The sequence below is a fragment of the Gymnodinialimonas sp. genome (assembly GCF_059726805.1).
Map to the genome: position 1 here is coordinate 472,280 of NZ_AP041059.1, position 16,092 is coordinate 488,371.

Genomic DNA, 16,092 nt, shown 5'->3' on the forward strand with positions numbered 1-16,092 from the left:
CAACGATGTTGGTCGAACACCCCGACACATCCGCGATCTTGAAGTCCACCTTCGGGTTTGACGCGTTCCGCCCCGGTCAGGCGGAAATCGTGGAGGCTGTGGCCTCGGGCAAGGATGTGCTTGCGATCATGCCCACGGGCGGCGGCAAGTCCCTGTGTTTTCAACTGCCCGCGCTGATGCGCGACGGGGTGACGGTGGTGATCTCGCCACTGATCGCCTTGATGCGCGATCAGGTCCGCGGGCTGCGCGAGGCGGGCGTTGAGGCGGGGGCGTTAACCTCGGGCAACACGCCGGAAGAGACGGACGCGGTCTGGGAGGGGCTGGAGAAGGGCACGCTGAAACTTTTGTACCTGGCGCCCGAGCGGTTGGCGTCGTCGGGGACCGAGAGGATGCTGCTGCGCGCGGGCGTGTCGATGATCGCCGTGGACGAGGCCCATTGCGTCAGCCAATGGGGCCACGATTTCCGCCCCGATTACCTGCGCCTGGGCGCGCTGCGCCGCGCGCTGAACGTCCCTTTGGCCGCCTTCACCGCAACCGCCGACGCAGAGACCCGCGCTGAGATCTGCGAACGCCTGTTCGGCGAGGTCCCGCCCGAGGTGTTCCTGCACGGCTTTGATCGCCCCAACCTGACCCTGGCGTTCGAGGTGAAGAACAAGCCGCGCGAGCAGATCCTGTCGTTTGCCGCGGCGCGCAAAGGGCAATCCGGCATCGTCTATTGCGGCACACGCGCCAAGACCCAGACGCTGGCGCAGGCCCTGCGCGAGGATGGCCACAACGCCTGCGCCTATCACGGCGGGATGGAGGCCGAAGACCGCCGCATCGTGGAAACCCGGTTCAACCGCGAAGACGGCTTGATCGTCTGCGCCACAGTGGCCTTCGGGATGGGCGTCGACAAGCCCGACATCCGCTGGGTCGCCCACGCCGATCTGCCCAAGTCGATCGAGGGCTATTACCAGGAAATCGGCCGCGCGGGCCGCGATGGCGCGCCCGCCGATACGCTTACGCTCTACGGTCCAGACGACATCCGCTTCCGTCGCCAGCAGGTGGATGAGGGGCTTGCCCCGCCCGAACGCAAGTCAGCGGATCACGCGCGGCTAAACGCGCTTCTGGGCCTGGCCGAGGCGCAGGGGTGCCGGCGCAAGGTGCTGCTGTCGTACTTCGGGGATGCGGCGGAGGATTGTGGCAATTGCGACCTCTGCGCCAAACCGCCTGAGCTGTTCGATGCCTCCGTCGCGGTGCAAAAGGCGCTGTCGGTGATGCTGCGCACGGGAGAATATTTCGGCGCCGGGCATCTGATTGATGTGCTTCTGGGCGCGCAGAATGAGAAGATCCGCCAGCGCGGCCATGACCGCCTGTCGACCTACGGCATCGGCACGGAATTTGACAAACGCGGCTGGCAGGCCGTGTTTCGCCAGATGATGGGCCGCGACCTGGTGCGCCCGGACCCGGAGCGCCACGGCGCCTACCGCATGACCGAGGCCGCGCGCCCGATTTTGCGCGGCGAGGAAGGGATCACGCTGCGCAAGGACACCATCGCCAAGGCGCCGCGCCGCCCTGCCGTCAAGATGCTGGTCTCTGAAGAGGACGCGCCGCTGATGTCGGCGCTGAAGGCCAAGCGCCGGGCATTGTCCGAGGACGCGCGCGTGCCCGCCTACGTGATTTTCACCGACAAGACCCTGATCGAGATGGCCGAGAAGCGGCCCACGACGCTGGACGAGATGGCCCGGATTTCGGGCGTCGGCGCCACCAAGCTGGAGCGTTACGGCACCGCGTTCCTGCAAGTTATCACCGGCGACGCGCCAGATGCGCTCCACCCCGCGCGCCGCGCGCTGGCGGGCCGCGATGCGGGCGATGTGTTTGACCGGTTGATGGAGGTTCAGCAGGACCTGATGCGCGGCGATGATGGGACGGGGAAGTATCTTTCCGTGACCCATTCAACGCTGCGCAAGATCGCGGAACGCAAGCCTGCCTCTGTCCACGACCTCTCGCGCATTGCCGGGATGGGCGAAAAGCAAATCGACCGCTTCGGGGATGCCTTCCTCGATGTGCTGAGAGAAGCTGGATAACCGCCCAACGGCGCTTATATCAAACGCAACAAAGGAGGCCCGCCCATGCTCACCGTGATTTCCCCCGCCAAGCGCCTGGATTGGGCCGAGCGGGACGTGCCCACCACCACGCCCGATTTCATGGACGACGCCGTGACCCTGGCCCGCGCCGCCAAGCGCCTGAGCCAGAAGGACCTGCGCAAGCTGATGGACATCAGCGCGGACCTCGCCAAGTTGAACGCCGAGAGGTTCAAGGCGTTCGAGGACGCGCCCGAAGGTGAGCGGCCCGCCGCCCTGGCCTTTGCCGGCGACACCTATATGGGGTTAGAGGCCACGAGCCTGGATGGCGAAACACTGACCTACGCCCAGGATCATTTGCGCATCCTGTCGGGCCTGTATGGCCTGTTGCGTCCGCTGGATGCGATCCGGCCCTACCGTCTGGAAATGGGCAGCCGCCTGAAGACCCGCAAGGGCCCGTCGCTCTACGCCTATTGGGGCCCGCGCCTGTCCCAGGCGCTGAATGCCCAGGCCGAGGCGATTGGGACCGACACGCTGATCAACTGCGCCTCGGTCGAGTATTTCTCAGCAGTCGATGAGAAAGCTCTGAGCCTGCAGATCATCACGCCACAGTTCTTTGAGGAAAAACCCGGCGGCCCCAAGATCGTCAGCTTCTTCGCCAAGAAAGCGCGGGGCGCGATGGCCCGCTTCATCCAGGAACGCCGCCTGACAGATCCCGATCAGATCCTTGATTTCGACACCGGCGGCTACACCCATGTGCCGGATCTCAGCACCCCCGGAAAACCCGCCTTCCTGCGCACCGAAGCCGCTGCCAAAGCCGCCTGAAACACGGCGTCCGGCAGGCCTCCGCGCCCCTTCATCTTGCCCATACAACTCCGGGGAGCGCGAGGGGCAGAGCCCCTCGCAACCCTTTACGATCCGCGCTGTCAGCGCGAGGGGCAGAGCCCCTCGCGTTGGGCGCGCGATGCAAATCGCGCGCAATCCCTAGCCGTGATCCGGCTTGTTCACCTCGAACGCGGTCTTCTGTGCGTCTGATGCTTCCGTCTGATACTTGGCCTTCCACTGATCAAACGGCATGCCGTAGACGATTTCTCGCGCGGCATCCTTGCTGATCTCCATGCCCCGCTCGGCGGCCTCTTCCTGATACCAGCGGCTCAGGCAGTTCCGGCAGAACCCCGTCAGGTTCATCATGTCGATGTTCTGAACATCCGTGCGGCTTTCCAGATGCGCCAACAGGCGGCGGAAGGCGGCGGCTTCAAGTTCGGTGGTGGTGGGCTCGCTCATGGTCACACTCCTATAGCTCGTCTCACAGATCGGCACTCGCGGCGGCGGCTTCAAGCAAATGCGCCAAGCGCCTGCCCCATTTCTCCTGATCCTCCGCCGTCTCGATCAGGTCATTCCGGACTTCGATCAACACATGCAGATGGCCGTGTTGGATGCCGTGCCGGTCCAGCGCATCGCCGGGCAACTGACCCGAGTAGGGTTCATTGTCGCCAACGCAGAGGTCTTCCTCATCCCGCAGACGCGCAAGGAGCGGGTAGGCCAGCCGCGTGTCGCCTGCATAAAGGACCGAGACGTGCCAGGGCCGGGGATCGCGCCCCCGCAACTGCGGGGTGAAGCTGTGGACGGCGACGATAATGGGCGCGTTGCGGGCCGCGATCACCTCGGTCAACGCGCGGTGGTAGGGGCGGTGAAAACGCGCGAGGCGGCGTTCCAGCTCCACGTCTGAAACCCCACGATTGGCCGGAATGATGGAGCCGTCGTAGATCTGCATCAGCAGCGTCGGATCATCCTCGCCCCGGTTTGGGTCGATCACCAGCCTAGAGAAGCGCGAGGCCACAACCGGCGCCTCCAGCGCCGCGCCCATCGCTTGAGACACCCCCAATGCGCCCACGTCGTAGGCGATGTGGCGGTGCATATCCTCGGGCGGGACGCCCAGATCGCCTCCGGCCACGTCGTCGGGCACGCGGTTGCTGGCGTGATCGCAGGTCACGACCCAGCGCGCCCGCCGCTCGGGGCCAAACACCTCAACTGCATCCGTCATCGAAACATCATCCATATCTGTTTGAAAGCAGGGGTAATTCGGACTGCGGCCAAACGCCAGCACTCTGCCCGGTTGTTCAACCCCGCGTTTTGCGCCAATACGGAGGCCAAGGCGCCGCTGATAGCGCAAACATCGCCCGATTGCGCGATGATCCAAGCACCAAGAGGACGAAAGAGCCATGAAACGCGACCGTAACGTAAAGATCGTTGCCACCTTGGGCCCGGCGTCCGACGACTACGAGATGATCCGCGCGCTCCATGAGGCCGGCGCTGACGTGTTCCGGCTGAACATGTCCCACGGCGATCATTCCGAGATTGCGGTGCGCCACGGGATCATCCGCCAGATCGAGGCTGATCTGGGCCAGCCGATTGCCATTCTGGCGGACCTGCAAGGCCCGAAGCTGCGCGTTGGCGTGTTCGACAATGATGAGGGGTACGATCTGGAGGTGGGCGGCACCTTCCGCATGGATCTGGATGACACTCCTGGCGATGCGACCCGGGTGCAATTGCCCCATACCGAGATTTTCGCAGCGCTGGAGCCCGGCGCGCATCTGTTGATCAACGATGGCAAGATCCGCGTCAAGGTGCTGGACTGCGGCGCGGACTTCGCCAATTGCGAGGTGATCGCGGGCGGGCGGATCTCAAACCGCAAGGGCGTGAACGTGCCTGATGTGGTGCTGCCCCTGGCGGCGCTCTCCGACAAGGACCGCAAGGATCTGGAGTTTGTGTGCGAGTTGGGCGTGGATTGGCTGGCCCTGTCTTTCGTGCAGCGCAAAGAGGACGTGGACGAGGCGCGCACGCTGGCGAAAGGGCGCGCGGCGGTGCTGTCGAAGATCGAAAAGCCGTCCGCCGTGGCCAATTTCAACGAGATCCTCGAAGCCTCGGACGGGATCATGGTCGCGCGCGGCGATCTGGGGGTGGAATTGCCCGTGCAGAACGTGCCGCCGATCCAAAAGCGTCTGGTGCGCAAGTGCCGCAACGCCGCCAAGCCGGTGATCGTGGCCACGCAGATGCTGGAAAGCATGATCGAGTCGCCCATGCCCACCCGCGCCGAAGTCTCGGACGTGGCGGCCGCAATCTACGAGGGGGCGGATGCCATCATGCTCAGCGCGGAATCCGCGGCGGGGGATTTCCCGATTGAGGCTGTGACGACGATGAACAACGTCGCCGTCGAAGTGGAAAGCGACCCGACCTACCGCGATGTCATCGAGGCCAGCCGGGGCGGCAAGAAGGAAACCGTGGCCGATGCCATCGTCTCTGCCGCGCGCGAGATTGCCGAGACGACGAATATTCGCCTGATTTGCTGCTTCTCGGAGTCCGGTTCAACCGCCTCACTCACCGCGCGCGAACGGCCCAATGTGCCGATCCTTGCCTTGACCTCGCGCCAGGCCACGGCGCGGCGGATGTGCCTGACTTGGGGCTGCCACTGCGTGAAGGTCGGCGCCGTGGGGCGCTTCAAGGAGGCGGTGATCAACGCGGTGCGCGCGGCGACGGCGGAAGGCCTCGCCGATCAGACAGACCAGATCGTCGTCACCGCCGGTGTGCCCTTCGGGCAATCGGGGTCCACGAACATTCTGCGCATTGCGCCCTGTGACGAACGCTTGATCTACGCGTCCGAGTTGGAATGACGATCCCGGTCAGCGCAGATATCCTTCTGGTGATCGCCACGTTTGTGGCGATCCTGTCGTTCTCGTCCATCGTGGCGGCCTGGACGATGAAGCGTTGGCCGTTCATGGCGCTGATCTCATTCGCGATTGGGATCGGACTTGGCGTCTATGTCCATATGAACGAGCCGGGCGGGCTGGAACCTTTGGACATTCCCAACGCCTTCATCTCGGTCGCGGCGCGGATCTTGAACTAGGCGCGCGGCGGCTGTCAGATCACGCCCGCGATCAGGTAGGCGAGGACCCCGTAGGGCAGCAGGCCGATCAGGATGACGACGCCGTCACGCGCCAGCATGCCCAGGGTCAGCACCGCGACGCCGACGCCGACGACCGATGAGGAAAACGGCACGAATTCCAGGAACGGCATGATCAGCCCCGAAATCAGGCAGATCAGCTGTGGGATGAAGATCAGCGGGCGGTGGAACAGCAGACGGAACCGCTCGGCCGTGCGGCGGTCCAGCCAGGCGGCGACGGGTTTGAGCCGCGTGAAGGCCGATTCCAGGACGTTACCGGCAACCTTGCGCGCCAGGATCCAGTTGGGCAGCCACAGAAACCGGCGCCGCGCCAGCATCTGAGCGGACACCAGCACAATCAGGATCCCCATCAGCGACGAAAAGAAGGGGATGCCGCTCAGCGGTGTGGCCACGGCGATGGCGGGCAGCAACAGCACGGGCGTGAAACTGGCGCGGCCAAAGGATTGCAGGATGGTGCGGATATCGGTGGTTTCGGCTTCGGCGGCTTCCAGAACGCGGTCGATGATCTCGGGCAAGCTGGCGGGGGATGCCTGCGGTTCGTCCGTCATCTATGTCGCCTCTTTCCGGGGCAACACCACGTCACCGCTTTCCCGCTGCACCTAAGCTGCCGCTGCATCGACATCAAGTTTTGCGGTGGCCTCACAGAGTCCCTTGCCAGGTCCCAGGTTCCCGACTATACGGCGCTTTCCTACGGTGCGTCCGGCCAAAAACGGCATGCCGACGCGCGCCTGAACCACTCGATAAGATAGGAGTTGGAAATGCCGAAGATGAAGACGAAGTCGAGCGCCAAGAAGCGCTTCAAGGTGACGGGCACCGGGAAGGTGCTGGCAGGTCAGGCCGGTAAACGGCACGGGATGATCAAGCGGACGAACAAGTTCCTCCGCAACGCGCGCGGGACGAACGAGCTTTCGGCCCCCGACACGAAGATCGTCAAATCCTACATGCCCTACGACCGCTAAGGAGCCGCTGATATGTCCCGTACCAAAGGTGGAACCGTCACTCACCGTCGCCACAAGAAAGTTATCGATGCCGCCAAGGGTTACTATGGCGCGCGGTCGACCAACTTCCGCACCGCGACCCAGGCCGTCGACAAGGCCAACCAATACGCCACGCGTGACCGCAAGAACCGCAAGCGCCAGTTCCGCGCCCTGTGGATCCAGCGCATCAACGCCGCCGTGCGTGCCCATGACGAGGCGCTGACATATTCCCGCTTCATCAATGGTCTGGCGAAAGCCGGGATCGAGGTGGACCGTAAGGTCCTCGCCGATCTGGCCGTGCATGAGCCCGACGCATTCGGCGCGATTGTGGATCAGGCGAAAGCAGCGCTGTAAGCGTTCTTCGCAATCCTGAAGACATAAAGAACCCCGCGGCACCGATCTGGCGCCGCGGGGTTTTTTGTACCTGGGATCGTGGAGTCTCGCTTAGGCGATGGCGCGGCTCATCTGTTCCAGCCCACGACGCTGTGCGACGGGGGCGAGGTCCTGATCACCGGCGCGGTCGAAATCGTCGACGCCCTGGACGCGCTGCACATAGGCAGCGGCCTGTTGCTGCAGCGACTGCTCTTGCACAGCGGCGGCGGCGGCCTCCAGGTCAACGTCACCGGCGGGATAGCCTTCGAACAGGGCGGCCTCATACCGGCTGACCCGCGTGCGGGCGCGGGTGAGGTCTTCCGAGAGGGTGGCCACTTCTTCTTCCAGGCGCGCCACGTCTTTCAGGGCCTGTTTGCCGTCCCGCTGGGACCGCGCGAGGCGGGCTTGATAGGCCATCACGCGGTTGGCGATCGTGGCGGTGAAGTGGGCGCGGGCAAGCAGGTAGCCCCCGGCGCCAGCGGTGCTGATCAACAAAAGGACAAGCATCAGATTGAGGATTACGGGCATGGATCTTGACCTTTTCAGTTACTGGCGCAACGGCACGACGGCAAACTCGACGCGGCGGCTGAGGGCTTGGGCTTGTTCGGCAGGGGCATCCGCCAGAAGCTGGCGAGACCCGAAGCCAATTGGCTCGTAGAAGGTAGTGTCGTGCCCGGCGGCGGTGATCGCCTCGATCACGGATTCAGCGCGCTCCCACGAAAGAAGCAGGTTCTGCGTCTCGTCGCCGGTGGCATCGGAGTGCCCGCGCACCATCACGCGCAGGCCGCTGCAAGACGCGACGCCTTCCGCGAAGGAATACGCGGCGTCCATGTCCTGCGGCTCTGCAATCGTGGACCCTGCCGAGAAGCGGACGGACAAGCGGTCTGCCGCCCCTTGCAGGTTCTCGCGGCAGATCTCGGCCTGGGCTTCTGTCAGCACGGGGCGGGTCGCGGCGCGGCGCTCTTCCCGGCCTGTGGCGGCATCGACGGAGAGGGAGGTGAAGACCAGCTCTTCTTCCTCGGGGGCCACTTCGGCCACGTCCAGGGCCGCTTCGAGGACCGGGGGAAGCTCAACCTCCTCCACCTCGGCCACCTGCTCCTGAACCGGGGCGACCTGCTGCGGTGTCAGCACCGGCTGCACAGCGGCGACGGGCGCGGCTGGCACCGCGGTGACGGCCTGCTGCGGCGACTGCGATGTCGCGAGGAATCCGCCTGCCACCCCGGACACGGTGAAAAGGCCCGCTGCCAGCAAGACCGACGGCGTGGCCACCAGCTTGCGATAATGATCTGCGCGACGAGATGCGTGGGCCAGGCGCTGGCCTGCATCTTCTTGTTCCATGTCTTGCTGCATGCGTTTTCTAAAGATCGCCATCAAACAAACTCCGTTTGTGTAGACGGTGCGCGTAAGGGAATGGCGCCGCCTGGATACTCTACGGATACACGGGGGATGAGTGTTGATGTGGCGACCCAGCTGCACGGATGTGCCCATGGCCGATGCTGTCCCGCATCGACCTGCCCCGGAATGGGAGCCAAGTTTCGGGGGGCAAACCCCGGATTTTGAGTGACCAACATGCTCACGTGTACCTGCCCAATAGATGCCGGTGCTTTTCGCCCGACTTGCCGCTGAATCTGAGGCCAAGCCTGATTTCAGTCAATGATTTGCCACGTTTGCGCCAAACGAGCTGACTTAGCTGTTGCAGGAATGCCGCCTTGTGTCTTCGCGGCGGTTAGATACAAGTGTCGTTATTTCGTAAGTTTTTCAACGGTTTATACACCTTACGTAGACGTCAATCTCGGGTCGGAATCCTCGTTCTGTAAATGTGGCAGGAATGGGGCAGGCGCCCTGGCATTCGGGGCGCTCAGCTTGCATTCCCCCCCTCCAGCCCATAGGGATTTGCCCGGAAATCAAAGGCGGGAGCGCGGATTAATGGACGGCTTGGACGACTTGCGAAGCAGCTGGATTGGCCGCATCGGTGAGGCCTCGGATGAGGCCACGCTGGAGGAGTTTCGCGTCGCAGCCCTGGGCAAGAAGGGTGAGATCTCGCTGAAGATGCGAGAGCTTGGCAGGATGACGCCCGAGGAACGGCAAGTGGCCGGTCCCGCGCTGAACGCCCTGAAGGATGAGGTCAACGCCGCAATTGTGGCGAAGAAGGCCGGGCTGGCCGATGCCGCTTTGAACGCGCGCTTGCAGGCCGAATGGCTCGACGTGACGCTGCCCGCGCGGCACCGGCGCGTGGGGTCCATTCACCCGGTGAGCCAGGTGATGGAGGAGGTCACGGCGATCTTCGCCGATATGGGCTTCTCCGTCGCCGAAGGCCCGCAGATCGAGACGGACTTCTACAACTTCGATGCGCTCAACATCCCCGGCCACCACCCCGCGCGGGCGGAGATGGACACGTTCTATACGCATAGGGCCGAGGGCGATAACCGTCCGCCCCACGTCTTGCGCACCCACACCAGCCCCGTGCAGATCCGCCATATGGAAAAGCACGGCGCGCCCTGCCGCATCATCGCGCCGGGCCGCGTCTACCGCGCCGACTACGACCAGACCCACACGCCGATGTTCCATCAGGTGGAGGGGCTGGTTCTGGGCCGCGACGTGTCGATGGCCAACCTGAAATGGGTGCTGGAGGAGTTCTATTCCGCCTTCTTCGGGGTGTCGGTGAAGACGCGGTTCCGCGCGTCCCACTTCCCCTTCGTTGAGCCGGGCGCCGAGGTCGACATCCAGTGTTCGTTCGAGGGTGGCACGGTGAAGGTCGGCGAGGGCGACGATTGGCTGGAGATCCTGGGCTCAGGCATGGTTCACCCCAAGGTGCTGGAGGCCGGGGGGATCGATCCGGCGGAGTTCCAGGGCTTTGCGTTTGGCATGGGCATCGACCGGATTGCGATGCTGAAATACGGCATCCCCGACCTGCGCGACTTCTTCGCGAGCGACCTGCGGTGGCTGCGCCACTACGGGTTCAGCGCGCTGGAGATGCCAAGCGTGCATGCGGGGGTTTGAGGGTATGCTCACGGAACTGGAAAACGAACGGCGTGTTGCCGAAGGGGCTCTGCTCATCGGTGATGGCATTCGCCACCCATTTGTGGCGGTTGGCGAATATTCGCCCTTTTGGCTTTTCGCGGCCTGCTTCTTTGCAGCTTTTTTGGGTTCAGCCACGCCTATTTGGTTCTCCTTGGGGCTATTGCCGTTGGGTGTATTCGCAACCGCATGGACGGCGAATGCCATGATGCTCGGAGCCTTTGAAAAGCGTTTGGCTCAAGCAATTGCGCATTTTAGGCAGATGTCCGATCTTGAAGATGATGAGGAAGACCAATGAAATTCACCCTCTCCTGGCTGAAAGATCACCTCGACACGGACGCCTCGGTCCAAGCCATCACCGATGCCCTCACGGACCTCGGGTTGGAAGTGGAAGGCGTGGAGGACCGCGCGGCGGCTCTGGCCAATTTCACCATCGCCCACATCCAATCCGCCGAGAAGCATCCGGAGGCCGACCGGCTGCGCATTTGTCAAGTGGAGACCGACGACGGCCTCCAACAGATCATCTGCGGCGCGCCCAATGCGCGGGCGGGGATCAACGTGGTGCTGGCGAAACCGGGCGACTATATCCCCGGCCTCGACATCACCATTGGCGTTGGCAAGATCCGTGGCGTGGAGAGTTTCGGCATGATGGCTTCTGAGAAGGAGCTGTTGTTGAGCGACGAGCACAACGGGATTATCGAGCTGGAGGACGCGACCGTCGGGCAAAGGTTCGTCGACTGGCTCGCCAAGCACGACCCCGCCAAGGTGGACCCGGTGATCGAGATTGCGATCACGCCGAACCGGCAGGATGCGCTTGGCGTGCGCGGCATCGCGCGGGATCTGGCGGCGAAGGGCCTGGGGACTTTGAAGGCCCATGAGCCCGCGGAAGTCCAAGGCACGTTCCCCTCGCCGATCAAGGTGAGCATTGAGGCGGATACGCTGAACACGGCGCCGCATTTCACTGGGCGGCTGATCCGGGGCGTGAAAAACGGCCCCAGCCCCGCGTGGTTGCAAGACCGTTTGCGCGCGATTGGGCTGCGGCCGATCTCGGCCCTGGTGGATATCACCAACTATTTCACCTTCGACCAGAACCGGCCTTTGCATGTGTTCGATGCGGACAAGGTGAGCGGCAACCTGCGTGTGCATCGCGCGGCGGGGGGCGAAGAGATTATGGCGCTCGACGACAAGAGCTACACGCTCGTCGCGGGTCAGATGGTGATTTCCGACGACAATGGGCCGGAGAGCATCGCGGGCGTCATGGGCGGCGCGGAGACGGGGTGTACCGAGGAGACGGTGAACGTGTTTCTTGAGTCCGCTTGGTGGGACACGGTCGCGATTGCCTACGCGGGCCGCGCGCTCAAGATCAACTCCGACGCGCGGTATCGGTTCGAGCGGGGGGTGGACCCAGCGTACACGCTGCCGGGCCTGCATGCGGCGACGCAGATGGTGCTGGACCTGTGCGGTGGTGAGGCCTCGGAATTGGTCGAGGCTGGTGCGCCTTTGGACACGGCGCGGAATTATACGCTGCGGCCAGATCGGGTGAAGTCCCTGGTGGGCATGGATGTGGCGCGGGACGAGCAGGCGCGGATTTTGACGGCGCTGGGGTTCTCGGCCACGGGGACCGACACGCTGGAGGTCTGGGTCCCAAGCTGGCGCCGGGATGTGCAGGGCGAGGCGGATCTGGTGGAGGAAGTGGCGCGCGTGACGTCTCTGTCCCAGTTGGAGCCGCAGCCCCTGGCGCGAGAGCCGGGCGTGCCTGCACCCGTGCTGACGCCGATGCAAAAGCGCGAACGCGCCGCGCGGCGGACCATGGCGGCGCTGGGGTACAATGAATGCGTGACGTATTCGTTCATCGACAAGGCTAGCGCCGAGCTGTTCGGCGGCGGGTCCGATGACGTGATGCTGGAGAACCCGATTTCGTCGGAGATGTCGCATATGCGTCCTGCGGTTTTGCCCGGTCTGTTGCAGGCCGCTGCGCGCAATCAGGCGCGGGGTATGATGGATATGGCGCTGTTCGAAGTGGGGGCGGCATTCCATGGCGGCGAGCCGGAAGAGCAGCACCTGTTGGCGTCCGGCGTGTTGATTGGCCACACCGGCCCGCGCGATCCCCACGGGGCCCGGCGGGCGGTGGATGTTTTCGACGTGAAGGCTGATGCTGAGGCGGTTTTGGCCGCCATCGGCGCGCCCGCCAAGGCGCAGATCCTGCGCGGCGCGCGGGAATGGTGGCACCCGGGGCGGCATGGGATGATCTGTCTTGGCCCGAAGAAGGTGCTTGGGATCTTTGGGGAAATTCACCCCAAGATCCTGTCGGCGATGGATGTGAAGGGGCCTGCGATGGCCTTCACCATCTTCTCGGAAGAGGTGCCGATGCCGCGCAGCACAAGCGCCAGCAAGGGTGCGGTGACGATGTCTGACCTGCAGGCGGTGGAGCGGGATTTCGCCTTTGTCGTGGCAGCGGATGTGGCAGCCTTGGACCTCGTCAATGCGGCGGCAGGTGCTGATAAGGCGCTGATCTCGGATGTGAGTGTCTTTGACGAGTTCGTTGGGGGATCGCTTGGGGAGGGGATGAAATCCATTGCCGTGGCGGTGCGGATGCAGCCCAAGGACAAGACGCTGACCGAGGAAGAGATTGATGCGGTCGCCGCCAAGATTGTCGAGAAGGTCGGCAAGGCGACCGGTGGAACCTTGCGCGGCTAGGAGGGATTGCGCCCCGCTTGTGCCCCCTGACGGGGGCAACGCAGGGTCGCCGGGGGCAGACTTTTGAAAAAGTCTGCGGCGCGCGGGGCAGCGTTGGCGCGAAGACCGCTTGGGCCGGAGAAGGTCTGGGCGTTGGATGAGTTGTTTTGGCAAGATGAAGGGAGCGAGGCGTGGCACTTAAGATTTACCTGTCGGGCGAGATTCACACGGATTGGCGCGAGCGGATCATCGACGGCTCGGACGGGCTGGACGTGACGTTCAGCAGTCCGGTGACGGACCACGCGGCCAGTGATGATTGTGGTGTGGCGATCCTCGGGGAGGAGCCAAACAAGTTCTGGCACGACCATAAGGGTGCCAAGGTGAACGCCATCCGCACCCGCCACGGCATTGAAAACGCGGACGTTGTGGTTGTGCGTTTCGGTGAGAAGTACAAGCAGTGGAATGCCGCGTTTGACGCAGGCATGGCGGCGGCCCTTGGCAAGCCGCTGATCGTTCTGTCGATGCCCGAGCATCAGCACGCGCTGAAGGAGGTTCACGGCGCGGCGCTGGCCGCCGCGGAGGAGCCGGAGCAGGTTGTGCAGATCCTGCGATACGTGCTGACGGGGGCGCTGCCTGGCTGAACGTCAGGCACCGCAAACAAAAGAGCGCGCCGGGGGACTGACGCGCTCTTTTTTTGGTCCGGATGAGGTGGGTGCGGCGGGGTGAACCCCGCCCTACGCCTTAGCCCTCGCGCGGGGGTGTGTTGCGGCCGATCTTGACGGCCTCCCGGGCCAGGAAACGGTCGAGGTAAGCGGGCACATGGGTCAAATCATCCCAGCCGACCGCCTCTTTCACGCCGTAGAAGTCCAGCGCGGCGAGCCAGGGGGCGATGGCGATGTCGGCGATGGAGTAATCGCCTGCGATCCATTCGCGCCCGTCTATCTGCTTTTCGACCACGGCGAGGATGCGCTTGGCCTCATTCAGGAACCGCTCGCGGGGGCGGGGGTCTTCGATCTCGGCGCCGGCGAACTTCGAGAAATAGCCGAGTTGTCCGAACATCGGGCCAAGGCCGCCCATCTGGAACATCACCCACTTGATGATCTCGTACTTCTGCGCCGGCGTGGTGCCGATCAGCTTGCCGGTTTTCTCGGCCAGGTAAATCAGGATCGCCCCGGATTCCCAGAGGTCAATCGCCTCGCCGTCTGGCCCGTTGGGGTCAATGATGGCGGGGATCTTGTTGTTGGGGTTCAGGGCCAGGAAAGCGTCACTTTTCACGTCGGCATCGGACAGCGTGACGCGGTGCGCCTCGTAGGGGATGCCCATTTCCTCCAGCGCGATCGAGACCTTCACGCCGTTGGGCGTGGGGAAGGAATAGAGTTGCAGGACCGAGGGGTCCTTGGCGGGCCAACGGGTGTTGATGGGGTGATCGGTGACGGCGGTCATGGGCTTGTCCTATCCAGTTTTGCGTTGATGCGCAGATATGTCCCCTTGTTTGCCGATGCCACCCCAGCAAGGTTAACGGCGCGAGAGGGATACATGTGCGCGAGCGCACGAAAGATATCCCTTGCGAACAGGAACAAGATAGATTGGGACACCCACATGATTAACGAATTCAAGGAGTTCATTGCCAAGGGCAATGTGATGGACATGGCCGTCGGTATCATTATCGGCGCGGCGTTTACGGCAATCGTCACCTCATTGGTGGGCGATCTGATCAACCCGATTATCGCGCTGTTTACCGGCGGGATCGATTTCTCGGGCTGGTTCTACATCCTGGGCGATGCGGAATGCGCCTCGGTCGATGCCTGCACAGAGGCGGGCGTGGCGGTCTTTGCCATCGGCAAGTTCATCATGGCGGTGATCAACTTCCTGATCGTGGCTTTCGTGGTGTTCCTTCTGGTCAAGATGGTCAACCGCTTGAAAGCGGCAGCCGAGAAGCCGGAAGAGGAAGCCGCCCCGGAAGAGCCCAAGGGCCCCACGGCGGAAGAGCTTCTGGCCGAGATCCGTGACGCGCTTAAGGCGCAGGCCTAGAGCGCAAGCCTAGGGGTCGCTTGCGCGGTCCGCGCAGACGCGGGCGGTTGCCTCCAGCGCCGTTTGCAGAGCCTCAAGACGCGTCGGTCCAAGTTCCGCCTCGACGGCGGCGTGCAGCTCGGACTTGATGAGATCAAGGGTCGCGACCAGGTCGCGGCCCTTTTGCGTATGGGTCAGCCGTTGCGCCCGTGCGTCACCCGGATCAGGCATGGACTGAAGATAGCCGCGTTTGATCAGGCTGCGGACGGCCCCTTGCATCGCCTGTTTGCTGACGCCGCGCGCGCGGGCAATGGCGGCCATATTGGTGCCCTCGGGTCCCACGTGGACCAGAACGTCACTGTCGGCCTGGGTGATATCCTCAAACCCAGCCGCGGCGGCGCGCGCGAACATCGCGTGCTCGAACGCTCGAAACCCGGTCCAGAGGGCGACACCAATATGGGGAGGGGGCTGTCGGGGCATAGTGGTCAACGTGCTTGACTATCTAAGATAGTCAACCTACTTGTCTTTCTGTTACGTCTCTTGTCTGGAGGATACTATGAAAGGAAAGATTGCAATGGTCAGCTTAATCTCGACCCTCACGGCCGGTACGGCCTCGGGTGAAACCATTTTGGACGCGCAGGGCTTGGATGTGCTGCTGACGGGCCACACGGTCTACATTGATACACCGGGCGGTGAGGCGCCGGTTTGGTATGGTGCGGACGGACGTAGTGCTGCGGCATTGCCCAACGGCGTCACGTTGATTGGGCAATGGGCGATCGACGGCGCGAGCTACTGCGTGGATTGGGAGAATGGCCCGCAAAACAGCTGTACCCGCGTGACGAAGACCGACGGCGCGATTGCCTTCACGGACATCGCCAGCGGTGACCCAAGGGGTACGGTGGCGCGGATCGTGCCCGGAAATGCCGAAAACCTGTGAGGGTGCGGCGCGGACCGCCTGCCCGCTTATGCCATGCCCCGCAGGTCCGTCAGGCGCGCGGCGCTTGCTTCGACTCGG

Annotated in this window: 19 protein-coding genes; 12 read left to right on the forward strand and 7 right to left on the reverse strand. The window is 63.7% G+C overall.

Annotation, left to right across the window (positions count from 1 at the left end; all coding sequences use genetic code 11):
* The first annotated feature begins 5 nt into the window (after window positions 1–5).
* Entirely contained in the window at window positions 6–2,066 is a 2,061-nt protein-coding gene (gene recQ, locus AC6I9R_RS02340; protein ID WP_461426705.1) for a DNA helicase RecQ, read from the forward strand.
* Between the two features lie 45 nt (window positions 2,067–2,111).
* On the forward strand, window positions 2,112–2,888 hold the full coding sequence (yaaA, locus tag AC6I9R_RS02345; protein ID WP_461426704.1) for a peroxide stress protein YaaA: 777 nt from the start codon (window positions 2,112–2,114) through the stop codon (window positions 2,886–2,888).
* 159 nt (window positions 2,889–3,047) lie between these two features.
* Here the strand turns inward: yaaA and AC6I9R_RS02350 are convergent, their stop codons facing one another.
* Window positions 3,048–3,347: a DUF1244 domain-containing protein gene (locus AC6I9R_RS02350; RefSeq protein ID WP_461426703.1), complete on the reverse strand. Its 300-nt coding sequence runs from the start codon at window positions 3,345–3,347 to the stop codon at window positions 3,048–3,050.
* Window positions 3,348–3,369: 22 nt separating this feature from the next.
* A complete protein-coding gene (locus AC6I9R_RS02355) occupies window positions 3,370–4,122 on the reverse strand; it encodes an N-formylglutamate amidohydrolase (RefSeq protein WP_461426702.1) in 753 nt (250 codons plus the stop codon).
* A 163-nt stretch (window positions 4,123–4,285) separates the two neighbouring features.
* On the opposite strand from AC6I9R_RS02355, the gene pyk reads away from it, so the two are divergent.
* Both pyk and AC6I9R_RS02365 read left to right on the forward strand, forming a co-directional pair.
* Window positions 4,286–5,734, forward strand: coding sequence for a pyruvate kinase (pyk, locus tag AC6I9R_RS02360; protein ID WP_461426701.1), 1,449 nt, complete (start codon window positions 4,286–4,288; stop codon window positions 5,732–5,734).
* Window positions 5,731–5,967, forward strand: a complete 237-nt coding sequence (locus AC6I9R_RS02365; protein WP_461426700.1) for a hypothetical protein — start codon at window positions 5,731–5,733, stop codon at window positions 5,965–5,967. Before pyk ends, AC6I9R_RS02365 begins: the two co-directional genes overlap by 4 nt.
* 14 nt (window positions 5,968–5,981) lie before the next feature.
* Here AC6I9R_RS02365 and AC6I9R_RS02370 read toward each other — a convergent pair whose 3' ends face one another.
* Window positions 5,982–6,572: an exopolysaccharide biosynthesis protein gene (locus tag AC6I9R_RS02370; RefSeq protein ID WP_461426699.1), complete on the reverse strand. Its 591-nt coding sequence runs from the start codon at window positions 6,570–6,572 to the stop codon at window positions 5,982–5,984.
* A 210-nt stretch (window positions 6,573–6,782) separates the two neighbouring features.
* Here AC6I9R_RS02370 and rpmI point away from each other — a divergent pair, with 210 nt between their 5' ends.
* Together rpmI and rplT are read left to right on the forward strand one after the other, a co-directional pair.
* The gene (gene rpmI / locus AC6I9R_RS02375; RefSeq protein ID WP_461426698.1) at window positions 6,783–6,983 is read left to right on the forward strand and encodes a 50S ribosomal protein L35; all 201 of its coding nucleotides are present in this window, start codon (window positions 6,783–6,785) and stop codon (window positions 6,981–6,983) included.
* Window positions 6,984–6,995: 12 nt separating this feature from the next.
* The gene (gene rplT / locus AC6I9R_RS02380; protein ID WP_461426697.1) at window positions 6,996–7,355 is read left to right on the forward strand and encodes a 50S ribosomal protein L20; all 360 of its coding nucleotides are present in this window, start codon (window positions 6,996–6,998) and stop codon (window positions 7,353–7,355) included.
* Window positions 7,356–7,445: 90 nt separating this feature from the next.
* Here rplT and AC6I9R_RS02385 read toward each other — a convergent pair whose 3' ends face one another.
* Together AC6I9R_RS02385 and AC6I9R_RS02390 are read right to left on the reverse strand one after the other, a co-directional pair.
* On the reverse strand, window positions 7,446–7,901 hold the full coding sequence (locus AC6I9R_RS02385; RefSeq protein ID WP_461426696.1) for a hypothetical protein: 456 nt from the start codon (window positions 7,899–7,901) through the stop codon (window positions 7,446–7,448).
* 18 nt (window positions 7,902–7,919) lie between these two features.
* Entirely contained in the window at window positions 7,920–8,711 is a 792-nt protein-coding gene (locus tag AC6I9R_RS02390) for an OmpA family protein (RefSeq protein ID WP_497863055.1), read from the reverse strand.
* A gap of 597 nt (window positions 8,712–9,308) precedes the next feature.
* On the opposite strand from AC6I9R_RS02390, the gene pheS reads away from it, so the two are divergent.
* The 4 genes from pheS to AC6I9R_RS02410 all read left to right on the forward strand — a co-directional run bounded on the left by pheS (window position 9,309) and on the right by AC6I9R_RS02410 (window position 13,708).
* Window positions 9,309–10,373, forward strand: a complete 1,065-nt coding sequence (gene pheS, locus AC6I9R_RS02395; RefSeq protein WP_461427070.1) for a phenylalanine--tRNA ligase subunit alpha — start codon at window positions 9,309–9,311, stop codon at window positions 10,371–10,373.
* A gap of 4 nt (window positions 10,374–10,377) precedes the next feature.
* On the forward strand, window positions 10,378–10,689 hold the full coding sequence (locus AC6I9R_RS02400; protein ID WP_461426694.1) for a hypothetical protein: 312 nt from the start codon (window positions 10,378–10,380) through the stop codon (window positions 10,687–10,689).
* Window positions 10,686–13,088 (forward strand): phenylalanine--tRNA ligase subunit beta, encoded by a 2,403-nt coding sequence (gene pheT / locus AC6I9R_RS02405; RefSeq protein ID WP_461426693.1) that lies wholly within the window; start codon window positions 10,686–10,688, stop codon window positions 13,086–13,088. The genes AC6I9R_RS02400 and pheT overlap by 4 nt, the downstream gene beginning before the upstream one ends.
* A 170-nt stretch (window positions 13,089–13,258) precedes the next feature.
* The gene (locus AC6I9R_RS02410; protein WP_461426692.1) at window positions 13,259–13,708 is read left to right on the forward strand and encodes a YtoQ family protein; all 450 of its coding nucleotides are present in this window, start codon (window positions 13,259–13,261) and stop codon (window positions 13,706–13,708) included.
* Between the two features lie 100 nt (window positions 13,709–13,808).
* Here the strand turns inward: AC6I9R_RS02410 and AC6I9R_RS02415 are convergent, their stop codons facing one another.
* On the reverse strand, window positions 13,809–14,510 hold the full coding sequence (locus tag AC6I9R_RS02415) for a glutathione S-transferase family protein (RefSeq protein ID WP_461426691.1): 702 nt from the start codon (window positions 14,508–14,510) through the stop codon (window positions 13,809–13,811).
* Window positions 14,511–14,666: 156 nt separating this feature from the next.
* Between AC6I9R_RS02415 and mscL the strand changes: the two genes are divergently transcribed.
* On the forward strand, window positions 14,667–15,098 hold the full coding sequence (gene mscL / locus AC6I9R_RS02420; RefSeq protein ID WP_461426690.1) for a large conductance mechanosensitive channel protein MscL: 432 nt from the start codon (window positions 14,667–14,669) through the stop codon (window positions 15,096–15,098).
* A gap of 9 nt (window positions 15,099–15,107) precedes the next feature.
* On the opposite strand, the gene AC6I9R_RS02425 is transcribed toward mscL, so the two are convergent.
* Entirely contained in the window at window positions 15,108–15,557 is a 450-nt protein-coding gene (locus tag AC6I9R_RS02425) for a MarR family winged helix-turn-helix transcriptional regulator (RefSeq protein ID WP_461426689.1), read from the reverse strand.
* Window positions 15,558–15,633: 76 nt separating this feature from the next.
* Here AC6I9R_RS02425 and AC6I9R_RS02430 point away from each other — a divergent pair, with 76 nt between their 5' ends.
* Window positions 15,634–16,014, forward strand: coding sequence for a hypothetical protein (locus AC6I9R_RS02430; RefSeq protein WP_497863056.1), 381 nt, complete (start codon window positions 15,634–15,636; stop codon window positions 16,012–16,014).
* Window positions 16,015–16,092: the final 78 nt, after the last annotated feature.

What these genes read in the sequence shown, in the direction of transcription:
- AC6I9R_RS02430 (WP_497863056.1), top strand. Translation starts at nt 15,634, where the DNA reads ATGAAAGGAAAGATTGCAATGGTCAGCTTAATCTCGACCCTCACGGCC.
- AC6I9R_RS02415 (WP_461426691.1), bottom strand. Translation starts at nt 14,510, where the DNA reads ATGACCGCCGTCACCGATCACCCCATCAACACCCGTTGGCCCGCCAAG.
- AC6I9R_RS02390 (WP_497863055.1), bottom strand. Translation starts at nt 8,711, where the DNA reads ATGGAACAAGAAGATGCAGGCCAGCGCCTGGCCCACGCATCTCGTCGC.
- pheT (WP_461426693.1), top strand. Translation starts at nt 10,686, where the DNA reads ATGAAATTCACCCTCTCCTGGCTGAAAGATCACCTCGACACGGACGCC.
- rpmI (WP_461426698.1), top strand. Translation starts at nt 6,783, where the DNA reads ATGCCGAAGATGAAGACGAAGTCGAGCGCCAAGAAGCGCTTCAAGGTG.
- AC6I9R_RS02355 (WP_461426702.1), bottom strand. Translation starts at nt 4,122, where the DNA reads ATGGATGATGTTTCGATGACGGATGCAGTTGAGGTGTTTGGCCCCGAG.
- AC6I9R_RS02425 (WP_461426689.1), bottom strand. Translation starts at nt 15,557, where the DNA reads ATGCCCCGACAGCCCCCTCCCCATATTGGTGTCGCCCTCTGGACCGGG.
- AC6I9R_RS02365 (WP_461426700.1), top strand. Translation starts at nt 5,731, where the DNA reads ATGACGATCCCGGTCAGCGCAGATATCCTTCTGGTGATCGCCACGTTT.
- mscL (WP_461426690.1), top strand. Translation starts at nt 14,667, where the DNA reads ATGATTAACGAATTCAAGGAGTTCATTGCCAAGGGCAATGTGATGGAC.
- pyk (WP_461426701.1), top strand. Translation starts at nt 4,286, where the DNA reads ATGAAACGCGACCGTAACGTAAAGATCGTTGCCACCTTGGGCCCGGCG.
- AC6I9R_RS02350 (WP_461426703.1), bottom strand. Translation starts at nt 3,347, where the DNA reads ATGAGCGAGCCCACCACCACCGAACTTGAAGCCGCCGCCTTCCGCCGC.
- recQ (WP_461426705.1), top strand. Translation starts at nt 6, where the DNA reads ATGTTGGTCGAACACCCCGACACATCCGCGATCTTGAAGTCCACCTTC.
- AC6I9R_RS02400 (WP_461426694.1), top strand. Translation starts at nt 10,378, where the DNA reads ATGCTCACGGAACTGGAAAACGAACGGCGTGTTGCCGAAGGGGCTCTG.
- AC6I9R_RS02370 (WP_461426699.1), bottom strand. Translation starts at nt 6,572, where the DNA reads ATGACGGACGAACCGCAGGCATCCCCCGCCAGCTTGCCCGAGATCATC.
- AC6I9R_RS02385 (WP_461426696.1), bottom strand. Translation starts at nt 7,901, where the DNA reads ATGCCCGTAATCCTCAATCTGATGCTTGTCCTTTTGTTGATCAGCACC.
- rplT (WP_461426697.1), top strand. Translation starts at nt 6,996, where the DNA reads ATGTCCCGTACCAAAGGTGGAACCGTCACTCACCGTCGCCACAAGAAA.
- yaaA (WP_461426704.1), top strand. Translation starts at nt 2,112, where the DNA reads ATGCTCACCGTGATTTCCCCCGCCAAGCGCCTGGATTGGGCCGAGCGG.